Origin of the sequence: Geofilum sp. OHC36d9, assembly GCF_052400685.1 — a bacterium.
Lineage (GTDB): Bacteria > Bacteroidota > Bacteroidia > Bacteroidales > Marinilabiliaceae > CAZHHH01.
In genome coordinates this window covers 1-18,499 of record NZ_JBQTGJ010000023.1, presented here as the reverse complement: position 1 = coordinate 18,499, position 18,499 = coordinate 1, and the positions used below count along the sequence as shown (strand labels likewise).

12 protein-coding genes are annotated in these 18,499 nt (G+C 41.2%); 7 read left to right on the top strand and 5 right to left on the bottom strand.

Translation table 11 applies throughout. From position 1 onward, the window contains the following. Nucleotides 1-209 precede the first annotated feature (209 nt). Nucleotides 210-2,264 (bottom strand): molecular chaperone HtpG, encoded by a 2,055-nt coding sequence (gene htpG / locus ACT3CD_RS15535; protein WP_444646573.1) that lies wholly within the window; start codon nt 2,262-2,264, stop codon nt 210-212. Between the two features lie 101 nt (nt 2,265-2,365). On the opposite strand from htpG, the gene ACT3CD_RS15530 reads away from it, so the two are divergent. Both ACT3CD_RS15530 and ACT3CD_RS15525 read left to right on the top strand, forming a co-directional pair. Further along, a complete protein-coding gene (locus ACT3CD_RS15530) occupies nt 2,366-2,548 on the top strand; it encodes a hypothetical protein (protein WP_444646572.1) in 183 nt (60 codons plus the stop codon). Nucleotides 2,549-2,630: 82 nt separating this feature from the next. Further along, nucleotides 2,631-4,826 (top strand): S9 family peptidase, encoded by a 2,196-nt coding sequence (locus tag ACT3CD_RS15525; RefSeq protein WP_444646571.1) that lies wholly within the window; start codon nt 2,631-2,633, stop codon nt 4,824-4,826. Nucleotides 4,827-5,393: 567 nt separating this feature from the next. Here the strand turns inward: ACT3CD_RS15525 and ACT3CD_RS15520 are convergent. From ACT3CD_RS15520 to ACT3CD_RS15505, 4 genes are all read right to left on the bottom strand, one after another. Continuing rightward, entirely contained in the window at nt 5,394-7,400 is a 2,007-nt protein-coding gene (locus tag ACT3CD_RS15520) for an AAA family ATPase (RefSeq protein ID WP_444646570.1), read from the bottom strand. Continuing rightward, nucleotides 7,400-9,436 carry a tetratricopeptide repeat protein gene (locus tag ACT3CD_RS15515; protein ID WP_444646569.1) on the bottom strand — a complete coding sequence of 679 codons (2,037 nt, stop codon included), beginning with the start codon at nt 9,434-9,436 and terminating at the stop codon, nt 7,400-7,402. The genes ACT3CD_RS15520 and ACT3CD_RS15515 overlap by 1 nt, the downstream gene beginning before the upstream one ends. A gap of 159 nt (nt 9,437-9,595) precedes the next feature. Continuing rightward, on the bottom strand, nt 9,596-11,299 hold the full coding sequence (locus tag ACT3CD_RS15510) for a M23 family metallopeptidase (RefSeq protein WP_444646568.1): 1,704 nt from the start codon (nt 11,297-11,299) through the stop codon (nt 9,596-9,598). Nucleotides 11,300-11,596: 297 nt separating this feature from the next. Beyond that, the gene (locus tag ACT3CD_RS15505; RefSeq protein ID WP_444646567.1) at nt 11,597-12,838 is read right to left on the bottom strand and encodes an aminotransferase class I/II-fold pyridoxal phosphate-dependent enzyme; all 1,242 of its coding nucleotides are present in this window, start codon (nt 12,836-12,838) and stop codon (nt 11,597-11,599) included. Nucleotides 12,839-13,241: 403 nt separating this feature from the next. Between ACT3CD_RS15505 and ACT3CD_RS15500 the strand changes: the two genes are divergently transcribed. From ACT3CD_RS15500 to recN, 5 genes are all read left to right on the top strand, one after another. After that, nucleotides 13,242-14,039 (top strand): outer membrane protein assembly factor BamD, encoded by a 798-nt coding sequence (locus ACT3CD_RS15500; RefSeq protein WP_444646566.1) that lies wholly within the window; start codon nt 13,242-13,244, stop codon nt 14,037-14,039. A 30-nt stretch (nt 14,040-14,069) separates the two neighbouring features. Next, complete coding sequence (locus ACT3CD_RS15495; RefSeq protein WP_444646565.1) at nt 14,070-14,420, top strand: DNA-directed RNA polymerase subunit omega; 351 nt, start codon at nt 14,070-14,072, stop codon at nt 14,418-14,420. 141 nt (nt 14,421-14,561) lie between these two features. After that, nucleotides 14,562-15,773, top strand: a complete 1,212-nt coding sequence (coaBC, locus tag ACT3CD_RS15490; RefSeq protein WP_444646564.1) for a bifunctional phosphopantothenoylcysteine decarboxylase/phosphopantothenate--cysteine ligase CoaBC — start codon at nt 14,562-14,564, stop codon at nt 15,771-15,773. A 10-nt stretch (nt 15,774-15,783) separates the two neighbouring features. Beyond that, the gene (porD, locus tag ACT3CD_RS15485) at nt 15,784-16,689 is read left to right on the top strand and encodes a type IX secretion system protein PorD (RefSeq protein WP_444646563.1); all 906 of its coding nucleotides are present in this window, start codon (nt 15,784-15,786) and stop codon (nt 16,687-16,689) included. 86 nt (nt 16,690-16,775) lie between these two features. Continuing rightward, entirely contained in the window at nt 16,776-18,434 is a 1,659-nt protein-coding gene (gene recN, locus ACT3CD_RS15480; protein WP_444646562.1) for a DNA repair protein RecN, read from the top strand. The last annotated feature ends 65 nt before the right edge of the window (nt 18,435-18,499 follow it).

The following is an 18,499-nucleotide window of genomic DNA, read 5'->3' as shown; positions in this document are numbered from 1 at the left end:
TAATATTTTCCCAAGGCGTTGCCCCGGGCTTTTGCTTTCAGGCTTTCAGCCTGATAAAGCTATTCCCATTTAAGAAGACAATTTTTCTATTCATTCAAAACGTTACCCCATGAACAGGCCAACTCCATTGATGACAAAAAAAACATTTCGCAGCGACACCTGCATATAAACAGGCATCGATCTACGAAATGTAACGGTTTCAAGATATCTTAAATTAACTCAATACTACGTTTCACAAATTTATTCAGCGATTCGCCTTTCAACATATTATTTGAAAGCAATGCCAAATCGATTAACTGAGAAACCAATTTATTAGTACCGGCAAACTCTTTCAACAAAGCTTCTTTTTTATCATTCTGCTCGTTCATTTTCTTTTCTACGTCTTCGAGCTCTTCTTTTTCGGCCTGAGGAATTTCCTCTTCTTTTTTGTCTTTCTTAGCCGCTTCGAGTTCAGATTTCCGTGATTTAAGAGAGCTAAGACGACCACGAATAGAAGACAACTTATCGCCCAATTCTTTTTCAACATCTTCGGCGATGCGGGTTACCAGAGCATGGTTGCCATTCACCACCAGGTTATAACTATCGGGTATCTCTCCATAAAAATTCATACCGCCGCCCTGTAAAGCGCTCATTTCTTTCATCCGACGCATAAATTCCTGTTGCGTTATCATGACCGGGGTATCGTTTTCGCTCAGGCCTTCGAAAGAAACGATAAAGTTAGCCTTGGATAATTGAGGTATTTGAGATGAAAAGACCGTGGTTAAATCTTCGCGCTGGTCGGCAGTCAATTTCAGCTCCTGATGTTCCTCTTTGGGAATTAGCTTGTCTGCAACTTCACTATCGACACGTACAAAACGCGATTTCTCAAACTTCTGTTCCAAATGATTCACAAAATGACTATCAAAGTAGCCATCCATCAACAACACATCGTACCCTTTATTTTTAGCGGCTTCAATAAAGCTAAACTGATCGTCTTTATTGGTGCTGTAGAGATAAATCAGATTATCGTCTTTATCGGTTTGGTTCGTTTTGATAATGTCCTTATACTCATCGAACGTAAAGTATTTACCATCGGTATTCTTAAACAGGCCAAACTTAGCGGCACGGTCGTAGAATTTTTCTTCGGTAAGCATCCCGTACTGGATAAACAATTTCAGGTCGTCCCATTTCTGCTCGAACTCTTTACGATCAGCTTTAAAAATCTCTTCCAAACGATCGGAAACCTTCTTCGAAATATGACTTGAAATTTTCTTTACATTTGAGTCGCTTTGCAAATACGAACGGGAAACATTCAAAGGAATATCAGGAGAATCGATCACCCCATGCAGCAAAGTCAAAAATTCAGGCACAATACCTTCCACCGAGTCGGTCACATAAACCTGGTTACAATAGAGCTGAATTTTATTCTTCTGAATCTCGATATTACTCTTAATTTTTGGGAAATAAAGAATACCCGTCAAATTGAATGGATAATCGACATTCAAATGGATGTGAAACAAGGGCTCTTCGGCCATCGGGTATAATTCACGATAAAATTTATCGTAGTCCTCATCTTTCAAATCGGCCGGTTTACGGGTCCAGATGGGATTAACTTCATTAATAATATTATCCTGATCGGTTTCAATTTCTTTACCGTCTTTCCATTCGGTTTTCTTCCCAAAAGCTACCTCAACGGGCAAAAAGCGGCAATATTTAGTCAATAAGCGGGTAATCTCGGATTTCTCAAGAAATTTTTTATTCTCGTCATCAATATGTAATACGATGTCGGTACCCCGATCGGCCTTTTCCACTTCTTCGATGGTATATTCAGGACTCCCATCGCAACTCCATTTCACAGCCTTTGCGCCATCACGAAAAGATTTGGTGATAATATCCACCCTTTCGGAAACCATGAAAGAGCTGTAAAAGCCCAATCCAAAATGGCCAATAATAGCATTCGCATCCTTTTTATATTTTTCCAAAAAATCGTTGGCACCCGAAAAAGCCAGTTGATTAATGTACTTTTCTATTTCATCGGCCGTCATACCAACGCCACGGTCAGATATGGTGATGGTTTTATTCTTCTCATCAAGACTAATGCGTACGGTTAAATCGCCCACTTCACCTTTAAATTCCCCAACACTGGAAAAAGTTTTCAGTTTTTGAGAGGCATCCACCGCATTTGAAACCACCTCACGAAGGAATATTTCGTGGTCTGAATAGAGGTATTTTTTTATTATTGGAAAAATGTCTTCCGTACTAACACCAATACTACCCTTTTGCATAATTAAACTATTTTTAGATAGAACAATACATTTTTAAATAACAGAATAAAAAATTCCATTAACAGTGCTCACATCTCAAAGCCTGTGCCAAACAGCGGCAGGTGACAATCCGACAGGCCGACGGTGCATCTGTCAGTCAAATTGCCATAAAAGGGCATTCAAAATCGATGTATCTGACGGCTTCCTCAAAAGGAAACCGGGTCAAAAACGGAACCACCACGCCTTTGTGCCAAAACCAGGTCAAATGCAGTTTACCGGCGTCCACAACAAATTATCAGGACTAATAAACTGCATCAAGAAAAAATCGCTAAAGGATTGCCTCCTTTTTTGTACTTTTGAAGTTCACAAAACAAAACCATCTATAAAATGAAGAGAACAATTTTGCTTTGGGCCATCATTTTGTCGGTCGTTACGACCAATGCACAAAAGAAACAACTCACGCTTGAGAACTTTGTAACAGATTATACCTTTAAACCTAAAAACATCCCGGGCCTTAAGTCCATGAACGATGGAGAACACTACACCGTTCTGGAAGCAAACGGCAGCAAAATTGTTAAATACGCCTATGCTACCGGAAAACAGGTGGCAGTGATAGCCGACATCCCCGGGCTAAAAGAGAGTCCTATCACATCAATCGCCGATTATGAATTTAGCCTTGATGAAAGTAAACTACTGGTTTATACCAACCGCACAAATATTTATCGCCGATCGTTTACAGCTGATTATTATGTGATAGACATTCAACGTCACGAAATTGAAGCCCTCTCAGAGAATGGAGCAGAGCAGGTCGCCACTTTTTCACCCGACGGGATAAAAGTAGCCTATGTACAGAAAAACAATATTTACATTAAAAACCTGCGTTTTGAAACCACCAACCGTATTACCGATGATGGGGAATTTAACCATATTATTAATGGGGTTCCCGACTGGGTTTACGAAGAAGAGTTCGGTTACAATAAAGCCTTTGACTGGTCGCCTGACAGTGAAGAACTGGCCTATGTAAAATTTAACGAAACGGAAGTTAAAGAATTTTCATTTCCCCTATATGAGGCTTCCTACCCATCATATAAAGCGTTTGAACTATATCCGGGTGAATACAAATTCAAATATCCCAAATCAGGTAGCGTTAATTCAGCAGTTAGTGTGCATGTATTCAATCTGCGGCACCGTACCACCAAAGCGATAGAAACAGGACTTGAATCAGGCGGTTATATTCCCCGCGTAATGTGGACAAACAGCCCCGATAAACTGGCGGTCGTTCGCCTGAACCGCCAACAGAATCAATTGGATCTTTATATTGCCAATCCGGCGTCAGGCGTGGCCAATGTTATTTTCACCGACCGCAATCAGCGTTATATTAGTGAAGAGGTGCTCGACAACATTAAGTTTCTTCCCGACGGACAGCATTTTGTCTACGTTGGCGAACTCGATGGCTATAACCACATACATCTTTATACTATGGCAGGTAAAAAGGTACAACAAATCACCTCAGGCCAATGGGATGTAACCAGCTACCTCGGTTATGATAGCCGTAAAAAAACATTTTATTTTCAGGCAGCCGCGCAAAGTCCCCTGCGCCGCGAAATATACAGCATTCGCCGTGATGGCACCAAAATGACACGCCTCACCCCTCGTGACGGATTTAATACAACCCTTTTTAGTCGGGACTTTAAATATTGCATCAATCAGTTCAGCAACACAACAACGCCGCCCGTATTCACTGTATACAATCAATCGTGGAAACCCATCCGTACCATTGAAGACAACGCCGGACTCAACGCTCTGACAAACGAGTATGATCTTCCCGCCAAAACATTTTTCACCTTTACAACTCAGGAAGGTGAATCACTAAACGGATGGATGATAAAACCCATGAACTTTGATAAAACTAAAAAATATCCGGCACTCATGACTCAGTACAGCGGACCTAACTCACAGGAAGTACTGGACAAATGGGATATGGACTGGGCCTATTTTTTAGCGTCAAAAGATTATGTGGTGGTATGCGTTGATGGTCGTGGCACCGGTGCGCGTGGTGAGGATTTCTGCAAACAGACCTATATGCAATTGGGACTTTTAGAATCGGACGATCAAATATCAACGGCCAGATATCTGAGCGGGCTCTCCTATATTGATGCGCAACGAATAGGCATTTGGGGATGGAGCTTTGGAGGTTATATGACCACCATGGCACTTAGTCGCAGCGACCTTTTTCGTGTTGGTATCGCCGTAGCCCCTACCACCGACTGGAAATTTTATGACACGGCCTACACAGAACGTTTTATGCGCAGCCCTAAAGAAAATCCATCGGGTTACAAAAACACCTCATCGCTACAAATGGCTGATAAACTAAATGGCCGCTTGTTTATAATACATGGTACAGCCGACGATAATGTTCATTTTCAGAATACCATGGAGTATGTTGACCGGTTGGTTCAGGCCGACAAACAATTTGATATGTTTGTATATCCCAATCGCAATCACTCAATTTTTGGCGGTAACACACGCCATCATCTTTATAAAATGATGTTTGATTATCTGGAAAAAAACCTAAAACAATAAAGCGTTTGAGTTATAAAGTCCAACTTCGGCGTTACGCTCGTCCTCAAAATGGTCATTTACCCAAGTAAACTCACATTTTTCGGACTTTGCAAGCCTTGAATTTGAACTTTATAACTCAAACGTACGAATATATGGACAGACACTTATTTGCGTCTGTCCATATTTTCAAACTTCGGCGATACACTCCTCCTCAAAATGGTCATTTACCCAAGTAAACTCATAATTTCCGAACTTCGAAAGCCCTGAATTGGAACTTTATAACTCAAACGTACGAAAATATGGACAGACACTTATTTACGTCTGTCCATATTTTCAAACTTCGGCGTTACACTCGTCCTCAAAATGGTCATTTACCCAAGTAAACTCACATTTTTCGGACTTCGCAAGCCTTGAATTTGAACTTTAGAACTCAAACTAAACAAGTACTAATAGAGCAGGATAAAGTGATCAATCCCCCTAAGGGATAAATATCGTTTGGAATAAAAACAGATGACCGGGCAAAAAGTAACACGGCAATGTTATTTAAATTATTGAAGGTTATTTGAAAATGACAAATTAAAAAGTCGTTTAATCGTCCTCCTCTTCCAGGGCTCTCGCGATATTCCGATAGTCGCGGGCTTTTTCCTTTTCGCCCAATTTGGCACATACATTACTCAAGACAAGGTAAACTTCCGGATTTGATTTTCGAACATTCGCCGCTTCCAGTAAATCCTGATAGGAAGCCTCAAAATGCTTATTATGCAAACGAATTTTGCCTCTAAGCAAAAGCGCCGCAAAATGACGCTGCTTTATTCTGAGAATGGCACTACAATCTTTCTCTGCCGCTTCCAAATCGCCCGAATCAAACAACAAAAAGGCACGACGCGACAATGCGTCTAAAAATTCGGGGTTAAGCTTCAATGCCTTATTAAGATTGGCAATGGCAGAACGAACATCCTTAAACTTAACCTCACATTCATTGGCCATCAGGAAATATTCACGAGCAAAAGCATTCACATTTTTGCGGTTGGCTTCGAGGCGGGCTTCCAAATCAATAATTTGATGCTTATAATGATCCATAAAACGGAATTCCTTCGCCAAAAAGCGTTGAATAGCCGGATTTGTCAAATCATTACGGTAATCCACAGCCTGCGCAAAATGGCTGATTGCTTTTCGCCAGTTCTGGTTTCGAAAAGCAACCAAAGCCGAGGCATACTCGCCATCGGCACGCGCCTTACGAAACTCGGCCTCAATCTGCTGTTTGTTATTGGCAGTGCGGGCAAACACCTCCACCTCCCTTTTCACAATAATATCACTTTGCCGAACCGGCGTTTTCAACACCATACCTTCCAGACTGCGGCATCGGCTCAGCGCCACATAAAGCTGACCACCGGCAAAAGCGCCACCTGTAAAATCGATCACCACCTTATCGAATGTCAAACCCTGACTTTTATGAACCGTAACAGCCCATGCGAGCCTGAGCGGGTATTGATGAAAAGACCCAATTTCCTCAGCAATAATACGATTGTTGGCCTCGTCAAATTTATATCTAAGATTTTCCCATTTCTCTTTGGTTACCAGATGAATTGTATCATCTTCAAGGCGTACATAAATGCCTGAATCATCAAACGAATCAACCCTGCCCAGACTCCCGTTGTACCAACGCCTCTCAATATCGTTTTTCACAAACATAACCTGGGCATTTTCCTTCAAAATCAACTTTTTTAAAGTAGGCAAACTCGACTCTGAAAACTCCCCCTGAATCTGTCCTTCAAAGAGCACCTCATCGCCATCGAGTTCATCAAGTTTCTGTTCGTTAATATAATCAACCGTGTCGCGGCGTGTGGCCAGGGTAATAAACAACTCATCCACGGGGGTCTGAAAAGCGGGATCCAAACGCTGATTCACAGTTGCCAGCTGTTGAGAAGTAACACTCTTAACCCGGATTTTATCCAAAATATCAACAAACACAGGATCACTTTGCCGATAAACTTTACGAAGTTCAATTTGAATAAGCGGGATACGCTGAAACACCTGAGCTGAGAAAAAATAAGGTGTTTTATAAAACCGGCTCAAGATTTGCCATTCATCGCGTTTCACCACCGGTTCAAGCTGAAAAGCATCCCCCACCAGAAGCATTTGCTTTCCACCAAAAGGGGCTGTCTTATTACCTGAAAATACACGAAGCACCTGATCCATAAAATCGAGAATATCGCCACGCACCATTGAAATTTCGTCGATAATAATCAAATCGACCTCCCGTATCAGTTGAATTTTGGCTTTATTATATTTCAAAAAATCATAAATGCGCCTGTCCTTAGTCGACAAATCCGGATCGTTGGGTAAAATAGGTCTAAAGGGGACCTTAAAAAAAGAGTGAATTGTGACACCACCGGCATTGATTGCGGCAATACCCGTTGGGGCCAACACCACAAATTTCTTATGGGTATTCTGACAGATGTATTTCAGAAACGTAGATTTACCCGTACCGGCTCTACCGGTCAGGTAAACCGACGAGTTGGTGTATTGCACCAAACGCAGGGCATCCTGAAATTCGGCATTATCAACATCCAGATTATCGGGCAAAACAGTCATTATTCCTCTCCTTGTTCCAGTGGTTTAACACCGTATCTCTTAATTACATTATAAGCTTCAAAAACACCAAGTTCGCCGGCTTTACTCAAATCCATGGTTCCTTTTTCTTCCTGTTCCAAAAAAATACGAACCAAACCACGGTTAAACCAGGCTTCGGCCATTTCCGGATTATGCTCAATGGCCTTTGAAAAATTCGTTACAGCTGTTTCAAAATCACGCATCAAAGCATACACCATCGCCTTGTTGTAATAGGCAAATTCGAAATCGGGATTAATTTCAATCACTTTATCCAAATCGGCTATAATCAAGTCATAGTCAAGAATATTTTGCGACTTTTCTTTGGTCTGAACCTTCGCCACGGTTGTAGGCGTTGTTTTCAAAGGTTGCACTTCCGGCACAGCTGCCTTCATTTCACGGACCATTTCCACCATTTTAAGACGCATCACAGCTTTCGAGAACCAGGCCAGATAGTTTTCCGGTTCCAGTTCAATAACCCTGTTAAAATCGGCCATGGCATTATTTAAATTCAATACCGAGCTATATAACAAGCCGCGCACCATTAATAAATCCGCCTTATTGTCAGGTTCAGATTTCAATTGCCCGCTTAATGCCTCAATCTGTTTAAACACTTCGGCCGCCTGCTCACGGGATAGTTCCTGTTCCCTGTCGGCAAACTCCAGGGAATTACTTTGGTTCGTACGCCGGTTAAAGGCATCCAACTCCATATTAAAATAACGAAGACGATGTACCAACGTATCGCCAGGGAAATAGGTCAACAAAAACGCGGGTTCCATATCAATAACAATATTCCGGTTCTGAATACGTCCCCGAAGCGGATTGGAGGCCACCTCTTCCGGTTCATCGGTACCAAAATCATCCAACACCGCAATCTTATCGTAATTACTGATATCCTTATCGGAGGCTTTACGGGTTTCTTTTTTCTTATGTTCGTCTTTGCTATCAGTCGTTTTTTTACTGTCCAAAGCCACCTGATCCTGTTTTTGTGCTTTGTCGGAAGCCGCCCGTCGATCCATTTCCAGTTTCATGGCCGTTCCGTAATCCAATTCAGCGCCACGGTTATCCCCCAACTTTTGTTTCACCTGCGAACGATTATAGTAAACCTGAGCAAAATCGGGATACACACCTGCAATAACATTCAAATCAGTCAGCGCCTTATTCAATTCACCTGTTTGAATATATAAAAGCGCACGGTTATATAGCGTCAGATAATCGTCGTTACGAAGTGCCAGCACACGCGAAAAATCGTCAATAGCACGATTAATATCGCCCACCTGAGCCCTCAGTATTCCACGATTAGAATAGGCCAATACATTACGGGGCTCCAATTCAATAACCTTGTCAAGATCGGCCATGGTGCCCCTCAAATCATCCAGCTGATATCTGACAATACCACGGTTGAGATAATAGTTCGCCTCTTCCGGACGAATTTCAATGGCTTTATTCAAATCAGCCAACGACTTATCATACTTTTGCAGCTGATAATAAATCATGGCACGGCCTGCGTATCCATCGGGAATATAAGGATTTATCCGGATGGCACGTGAAAAATCGTCCAGGCCACCCAGAGTATCTTTAAGCGCCATCCTGGCATAAGCCCTGTTCAACCACAGCGAAATAATATTTGGTGAGAGTTCAATAGCCCGGCTATAGGTACTGATGGCGCCTTTGTAGTCTTTACTGTTGATTTGCGCGATGCCTACATTTATAATAAGATTTATATTTTCGGGATCAATTTCAAGACCTTTGCGGTAATCGGCCAACGCCTCAACCGTTTTATTTTGTCGCTGTCGAACAATACCACGTAAATTGTACGCATCAACGTAGTATGGATTAATTTCCAAAGCCTTGTCGCAATCTGTTTCGGCCCCCACCAAATCATCAAGATAGTACTTCCCGGTTGCCCTGTAAAAATAAGGTTCGCTCAGATATGGCTTGGCCTTTATTATTTGGTTGAAATACTGAATAGCCAGAATATAATCTTCAAAATAGAGAGCATTACGACCAATAATCATCATTCTGTCAGAATTAATCTGCGCTGAAGCAGTTATCCATGAATACAGAATAATGCTTACACTAATTAAAAACTTTCTAAAAAATGTCGTCCTCTTCATACAAAAAAATGGCTTAATCAGACAAATATATAATAAAAATGGGCAACCTATTGTTCTACAATATTAATAGACAAAAGAAGTTTGCCATTTGGAAACATTCCCGGTACGATCAGACGCCTCAACCGTTAGGTTATGTTTTTCGCCTTTGGTAATACGCAAATATTTAAAATAACCTTTCAAAGATTTACTTTTCGGATCATATTCAAACAACGCCCATGCCCCATCAATCGTACAACTGTATTCATTAATGCCGGAAAAATCATCATCCAAACGTATTTCAATGGCTTTGCGCGACCGAAAATTGTTACCAATCGGAAATTTAACCGGTGCAATGGTCGGCGGCAACGAATCAACAGCCAATCCATAAGTTCCTCCTACACGTGTTCTGATAACCATCGTTCCATTGGACAAGGTCCCCCCTGCGTAAGTCATACGTCCTGAATTATTCACAGAGACGCCTGTCAACCCTTTTACATTTTGGCAGGCAGACGGCACAGGAAGGGCCACCTCAACGTAATTTTGAAACGGAATCTTAGCATCCAGCACTTTAATCCGCGGATACATGCTATCGGCATCAATCACCTCAAAATCAGACACAATAGGTTCGTAAAAAGTATTTGCAGGAATCGTTATCGAAAAACCATCCTTTTGAAATGAATAAGGCTTTAAGGGATCAATAAGTTCAAGCGCTCTACTTTTGGTTAATATTTTTCTTTTAGACCCAATCACGGTAAACGAAAGTTCGGACTGATTACCTGCCGCATCTTCAACAGTATAATTCAACTGCTGCTTAACACCAGCAATGGTTTTTATACGTCCACGATTCTCATCCGTGTTATAAATATTTAATCTGTTATTCAAATCCAAGAAACTCTTTTGAATGGTTACACCGGTCATTTGCTTGCGCGCATAATCGATATGGCTGTTAATATACCGGGTATCCCGAAACAAAAAGCCATCCAACTGAGAACGAAAAATTACGTTACCATCCTCACGCAAAGTAATGGCATACACACCACATTTGCGCCAGGAATTGCTATAATAATCAAATGTCTCAATACCAACCCCAATGGTTCCCGACGCTTCAATTTTTGGATTTCCCCGAAGATGAAACGCGCCGTTATAAAAAACGGCCGGAATGCGCAAAGGCTTCTGCTTACCATTAACCGAGGCAACATCGTCAAGTGGATAAATACAAACCGACTGAATGTGTGGCGCCTTTTTATCTTCAACAGGGAAATTAAATTTAAGAACATTCACAGGCTTCTGCTGCGCTGTTTCGCGGATTTCGAAATGCAAATGAGGGCCACCAGAACTACCCGAATTACCCGAGTAAGCAATCATTTCGCCCTTAGAAACAGTCATTTCACCGGGTTCAAAGGAGACGTCCAGCGCAAATGATTGTTTTTGATAAGCCAGATCAATCACTTTCTTTTCAATGACGCCGTTAAAACCGTTCAAATGAGCATAAACCGAGGTATAACCATTGGGATGATCGATATACAAAGCCTTTCCAAATCCTACCGGAGACACCACTATTCTGGATACATAACCTTCGTCCACGCAATATACCGGCAAACCCGTTTCTCCGTTGGTCGTCAAATCAACCCCCGAATGAAAATGATTGGACCGTAACTCGCCAAAACTTCCACTAACCACAGCATCAATATCTAACGGAAACCGAAAATTCCATTGAGGATAAGACTGTGATTCAGCCAATAAAAAATGACCTAAAAGGGCTAAAGCAAAAATATATTTATAAATCATATCACTTCAATTTTTCAGGGTACATGACAAATATCCGGCCATAAACCAGTGCAAAAATAATGAAAACAAACACTTCGTTTATGGACAGGCTCCGGATACAGTACGTCTATAAAGTCAACCTCCGCGTTATGCGTACTATCAAAATGGTCATAAACAACAGGTAACTCACATTTTCAGAGCTACGCAAGCCCCGGACTTTATAATCACACTTCCCACTTTATGAACAAGTACTATATATATCAAAAATGCCGCTTCCCAAACGGAAAACGGCATTTAAAAATATCATAACAACAGCTTTTACAGCTGAGCAATTTTATCGCTAACATATTTACCGGCTTTAAGCTTTTCAGCAATTTCGGCAAATGCTTTAATGGTGTACTCCACATCCTCGATTGTATGAGCCGCTGTTGGTATAATACGCAACATAATCTGCCCTTTGGGAACAACAGGATAAACAACAATGGAGCAAAAAATATTATAATTCTCACGAAGATCCATGGTTAAAGCCGTAGCTTCTGGTACCGTTCCATTCAGGTAAACAGGCGTCACAGGTGTTTGAGTATTTCCCAGGTCAAACCCTTCGGCTTTAAGGCCACTCTGTAAAGCATCTACTATTTTCCACAAATTAGCTTTCAACTCAGGTTTTGTGCGAAGCAATTCCAACCGTTTCATTGCACCAATAACCATAGGCATAGGCAATGATTTTGCAAAAATTTGCGAACGCATATTGTAGCGCAGATAACTAACCACTTCTTCGTTACTGGCAACAAAAGCACCTATACCGGCCATTGATTTGGCAAAAGTGCTGAAAATAAGATCAATCTTATCGGACACTCCAAAATGTTCTGCAGTACCGGCACCGGTTTTACCCATTGTACCAAAACCATGAGCATCGTCAACCAAAATACGGAAATCAAAATCCTTCTTAAGAGCCGCAATTTCGTCCAATTTACCAAGGTCACCAGCCATACCAAAAACACCTTCGGTAATAACTAAAACACCACCACCTTGTTTTTCGGCCAACTTAGTCGCTCTTTCAAGTTCCTTACGCAGATTTTCCATATTATTGTGAGGGAACACAAAACGTTTCCCCATATGCAATCTTAAACCATCTAAGATACAGGCATGAGACTCCGAGTCATAAACAATAACATCTTTACGCCCCACCAACGAATCAATAATAGAAATCATGCCCTGATAGCCAAAATTAAGCAGGTAAGCATCTTCCTTACCAACAAACTCAGCCAGTTGAGACTCCAACTCTTCATGTTTACTGGTTTGTCCCGACATAATACGGGCACCCATCGGATAAGCCAAACCCCATTCTTTTGCCGCCTCAGCATCTGCCTTGCGAACTTCAGGATGGTTAGCCAATCCTAAATAGTTATTCAAACTCCAGGTTAACACTTCCTTACCACGGAATTTCATTTTAGCACTGATTTCCCCTTCCAGTTTTGGGAATGCAAAATAACCATGAGCCTCTTTACCATACTGGCCAAGTGGTCCCATGTTGGCGCTTATTTTATCAAAAATATCCACGTTGATGAGTTTTTAATTATTTCCCCGGCAAAGGTAATCTTTTTTATATATCATTATATTTTCTAAAGCTAAAAAAAACTATTTCCAAAAAACTGAATTAAAATTATAATAGCAACAACCAGCGGCCTAACAACGGACCATAAAAAATAAATAACTGTTTATCAATAACTAACACAAGCAACTTAAAACATACGACAAAATAATACCAGAGGCCAAAGAAATGAACCAATCATGGTCTGGTTTTTGATTAAAAAATAAAAGTTGTTTAATGGCTTAAACAAACACCATAAAAATATATGGCTATGAGATAGAATTTTAAAAGTAAAACCCTATCTTTGCCCGATAATTTAAGCCAAAAGCAACATCGTAAACAGATGTTAACCAAACATGTAAGGGCTTTAAAATGAAGAAAATACTAATTTTACTTTCGTTGATTTTTGTACTTAGTTCGTGCAGTGAGTATCAAAAACTCCTAAAAAGCAACGATTATGATTTGAAATATGAAAAAGCATTGGCCTATTACGAGAAAGGTGATTTCACCCGTGCCTCCACTTTATTTGGTGAGTTAATTAGCATTTTCAGAGGAACCGATAAATCAGAGACATCTCACTTTATATATGCCGAATGCCTTTATGGCATGCATGATTATATGATGGCTGGTCATTATTATCAAATGTTTGTACAAAACTATCCGACCAGTGAACGTACGCCTGAAGCTCAGTTCAAAACGGCCTATTGCAGCTATATGATGTCAGCCAATCCACGTTTGGATCAGACTGAAACCTACACCGCAATGGATCAGTTTCAATTGTTTATTAACCTATACCCCAAAGATGAAAGAGTACCGGAAGCAACAAGGTTAATGGATGAGCTCAGAGACAAGCTGGTTTACAAAGCCTATTTAAATGCCAAATTATATTTTAATTTAGGCACCTATATGGGAAACAACTATCAGTCGGCAGTGATTTCGGCCAACAACATATTAAATGAATACCCTGATACCCAATATCGGGAAGAGTTGTCATATCTGATTTTGGATTCCAAATACATACAGGCTATTAACAGTGTTGAAGAGAAAAAAGAAGATCGCTTAAGAGAGACTTTAGATGAGTATTACTCATTTATAAATGAATTTCCAACGAGTCAGTATCTAAAAGAAGCCAACAAAATATTTGAGGTAACTTCCGGTTTATTAAACTAAATTTGTGTACGATTTATATACTAAATAATTATGGATTACAAAAAATCAAAAGCGCCAAGCAATACCATTACCTGGGATACTAAAGTAATTAGTGAAGCCACAGGCAATTTGTATGAATCGGTTATGATTATGGCAAAACGATCCAACCAGATAAGTGTTGAGATGAAAGAAGAGCTGAACCGCAAATTACAGGAGTTCGCCTCATACACCGACAATCTGGAAGAAGTATTTGAAAATCGTGAACAGATAGAAATATCTAAATTTTACGAACGTCTGCCAAAAGCCAACGCATTGGCTGTAACTGAATTTTTAGATGGTAAAACTTACTTCCGCAATCCGGAGAAAGAAGAAAATCCCGAAAATCTGTTAAAAGAATTGTAACAGACTTTAGCGGTATCTAAAAAACACCTGTTATGGGTAAAAAACAGAAGATAAAAGGGATGAAGTCATTTCTTTTATCTTTTTTTGTTTGGCCTAACAGGCGAATTAAGAGTTCAGGCACAATGATTTAAACGAGGTCACATGCTACAAGGGAAAAAAATAATACTGGGCATCACCGGTAGTATAGCGGCATACAAAGCAGCACTGCTACTAAGACTATTAGTCAAAGAAGGTGCCGAAGTACAGGTATTAATAACAGCATCCGGCAAAGAATTCATCACGCCGGTTACCCTGTCAGCCCTGTCAGGACGTCCTGTTCTGGGTGAATTTTTCGAACATTCCGATGGCACCTGGCACAGCCATGTAGATCTGGGTCTTTGGGCCGATGCTTTCGTTATTGCACCGGCCACCGCCAACACGATGGGAAAAATGACAAATGGAATATGCGACAACCTGCTTGTAACCACCTACTTATCGGCACGCTGCCCTGTATTTATAGCACCAGCCATGGATCTTGACATGTTTCAACATCCCTCAACAATTCGAAATATGCAGATCCTGAGCGACTGGGGCTGCCACATTATTGAACCGGGAACAGGCATTCTGGCCAGCGGCTTATCAGGAAAAGGCCGCATGGAAGAACCCGAAAGCATTGTTGAAAATCTCAAGGCTTATTTTTCAGGACAATACACTCCAAAACGATTGTCCGGCAAGCGACTGATGATAACCGCAGGCCCCACCTATGAGGCTATTGATCCGGTTCGTTTCATTGGCAATCATTCATCGGGGAAAATGGGTTTTGCCATTGCCGAGGCTCTGGCCAAAGAAGGCGCACTGGTTGATTTAATAGCCGGCCCTGTGGCCCTTAAAACAGAGCACCCCAACATCTTCAGACACGATGTTGTGAGTACCTCAGAAATGTATCAACTGTGCCTGCAAATATTTCCAAAAACAGATGGAGCCATTATGTCAGCTGCAGTGAGCGACTATTCACCAATGGAAGTGGTCACGTCAAAAATAAAACGCAGCGATGCCAACAGAAGCATCGAACTAAAACCCAATCCCGATATTGCCGCGGAGATGGGAACTATAAAGCAGGCACACCAAATACTAGCGGGATTTGCACTTGAAACAGACAATGAAGAATTGAACGCAACAAAAAAAATGCAGAAAAAAAATTTCGATTTTATCGTTCTTAACTCATTAAAAACTGCAGGCGCTGGCTTTGGAACCGACACCAATAAGATTACGATCATTAATCGCCAAAATAAAAAAACAGAATATCCGTTAAAGAGTAAGAGGGATGTCGCCAACGACATTATTAATTACCTTGTACCCTTGTTGACCAAATAATTTTTTTTTTATGCGACGGTTATTACTTCCAATTATTCTGCTAATATTTTTAAATCTTTTTACGGCTGAAACCGTTAAAGGACAAGAATTGCGGTGCGTGGTTCAAGTAGTCGCCCCAGGCATTCAGGGGACCAATAAAGCGGTTTTTGAGACACTTCAAAAAGCGATAATGGAATTTATGAATGGACAGCAATGGACCAATCATAAATTCAAACAACAAGAGCGTATAGACTGTTCGTTTCTCATCACCATTAAAGAAATGTCGTCCATTGACAAATTCAGTGGCACCTTACAAATCCAATCACGCAGACCTGTTTTTAACGCTTCATATCAGTCACAGATAATAAATTACATGGATCAAAACTTCAGCTTCTCGTACGTTGAATTTGAGCCATTGGTGTATAATTCATCCAATATAGAATCAAACCTGATCGCCGTTCTGGCTTATTATGCCTACATCATCATTGGCTACGACTACGACACTTATAGCCCACGAGGCGGGACTCCCTGGTTTCAGGAAGCAGAACAGATTGTTAACATGATGCAAAACTCATCTGAATCCGGCTGGCGTTCGTTCGACGGAACCCGAAACCGCTACTGGCTCACCGAAAATCTACTCAACGAATATCACGTACCATTGCGCAACTGCTATTACGATTATCACCGCAAAGGGCTTGACGTAATGGCACAAAAACCAGAGGAAGGAAGAGCAGCCATCCTATCGGCTTTGGAACAACTACCCAAAGTTTATCGTCAGTACCCAAATTCTTTTGCCATGGGATTTTTCTTCGATGCTAAATCCGAGGAGCTTGTCAATATTTTCTCCGAATCACCCTCCATGGAAAAAGGACGTGCCATCACCATTTTATCGGAAGTAGACCCGGCCAATGCCGACACCTACGAAAAGATGAAGTAAAGCAACCGGAAAACTCTTTTTTGAAGTTCCAAAATTCTTTTGTTTATCTTTGTATCAGATGCCACAACATGGATAAACAATAGCATATGCTGAACCAATTAATCATTTCGAATTACGCATTAATAGACTCAGCCGATATAAGGCTTGAAAATGGTTTTACTGTTATAACAGGCGAAACAGGTGCAGGTAAATCAATTATGCTCGGAGCTCTGGCCCTTATATTGGGTCAGCGAAGCGACACTTCTGCCATGCGCGATAAAGAGCAAAAATGTGTGGTGGAAGCCCACTTCAACATCAAAGGCTATGGTCTGACCCCACTCTTCACTTCGGAAGACATCGATTACGATGACAATACCGTTATCCGCCGTGAAATTCTTCCCTCGGGTAAATCACGCGCTTTTGTCAACGACACCCCCGTTACGCTTAACTTTCTGAAAGAATTAACGCAACACCTGATTGACATTCACTCCCAACATCAAAATCTACTGTTGGGTGAATTCACCTTTCAGCTAATGGTCGTGGACACTGTGGCTGGAAACGATACCATTAAAACAGACTATCAGAACGAGTACCACAAATTGCGCCAACTGCAAAAAGAACGCGCCAAACTGGTCGAAAAGAATGAGAAACAAAAAGCCGATCGTGATTACTGGGAGTTTCAGGTTAACCAACTGCTGGAAGCCAACCTACAGGAAGAAGAACAGGTCGCTCTTGAAAAAGAGCTGGAGCAACTGAATCATATTGAAGAAATTCAATCGGCTCTATCTATCGGACAAACCCTACTATCAGAACAAGATCCCTCGGTAGTAGACATGCTATTTCAAATTGAAAATGAAATTAGCAGGGTGGCACCATTCATCAATCAGGGATCGGAACTGGGACAGCGACTCAAATCCGCCTACATCGAACTCAAAGATATCTCGGTCGAAATAGCCGGTATTGTCACAGCCACCGAATTCGATCCCCAACGATTACGATGGGTTCAGGAGCGCCTTGACACGATCTACTCACTCCAACAAAAACACCATGTTGATAACGTAAAAGCGTTAATTGAGATACGTCAAAATCTGGAAGAAAAATTATCCATGCTCAATTCTTTTGATGAGCAACTCACAAAACTGGATCAAGCCATTAAACAACAACTGGACTCAGTGACAAAACTGGCATCAGAGCTGACAAAACGAAGAAAATCAGTCTTCCCAAATATAAAAAGCACCATCGAAAAACAGCTGCATGAACTGGGTATGCCACACGCTCGCTTCGAAATAGCACACAATCAGTCAGAACAACTACGTGAAGACGGCGCCGATGAGATACAATTTCTCTTTACCGCCAATAAAAACGGTACGCTGGCCGACATTCCCAAAGTAGCCTCGGGCGGAGAAATGTCACGTGTTATGCTAAGCATCAAATCACTGTTATCGTCAACAAAAGGATTGCCAACCATCATTTTTGATGAAATAGACACCGGTGTGTCAGGCGAAATTGCTGATAAAATGGGACGTATAATGCAAACCATGGCTAACGATATACAGGTAATAAGCATCACGCACCTACCCCAAATTGCAGGTAAAGGGTCGCAACATTTCAAGGTTTTCAAAAATGACGATGCAGATCAAACCGTTTCGCAAATAAAATTGTTGAACAATGATGAAAGAATAGAAGAAATAGCCGGAATGTTAAGTGGAGCCCAGGTGTCAGAAGCCGCTTTAACCAATGCCCGCGATCTGCTCGGCACTAACTAGTATTTGTCTATAAAGTCAACTTCTGCGTTACGCTTGTCATAAAAACAGTCATTTACGAAAAGTAA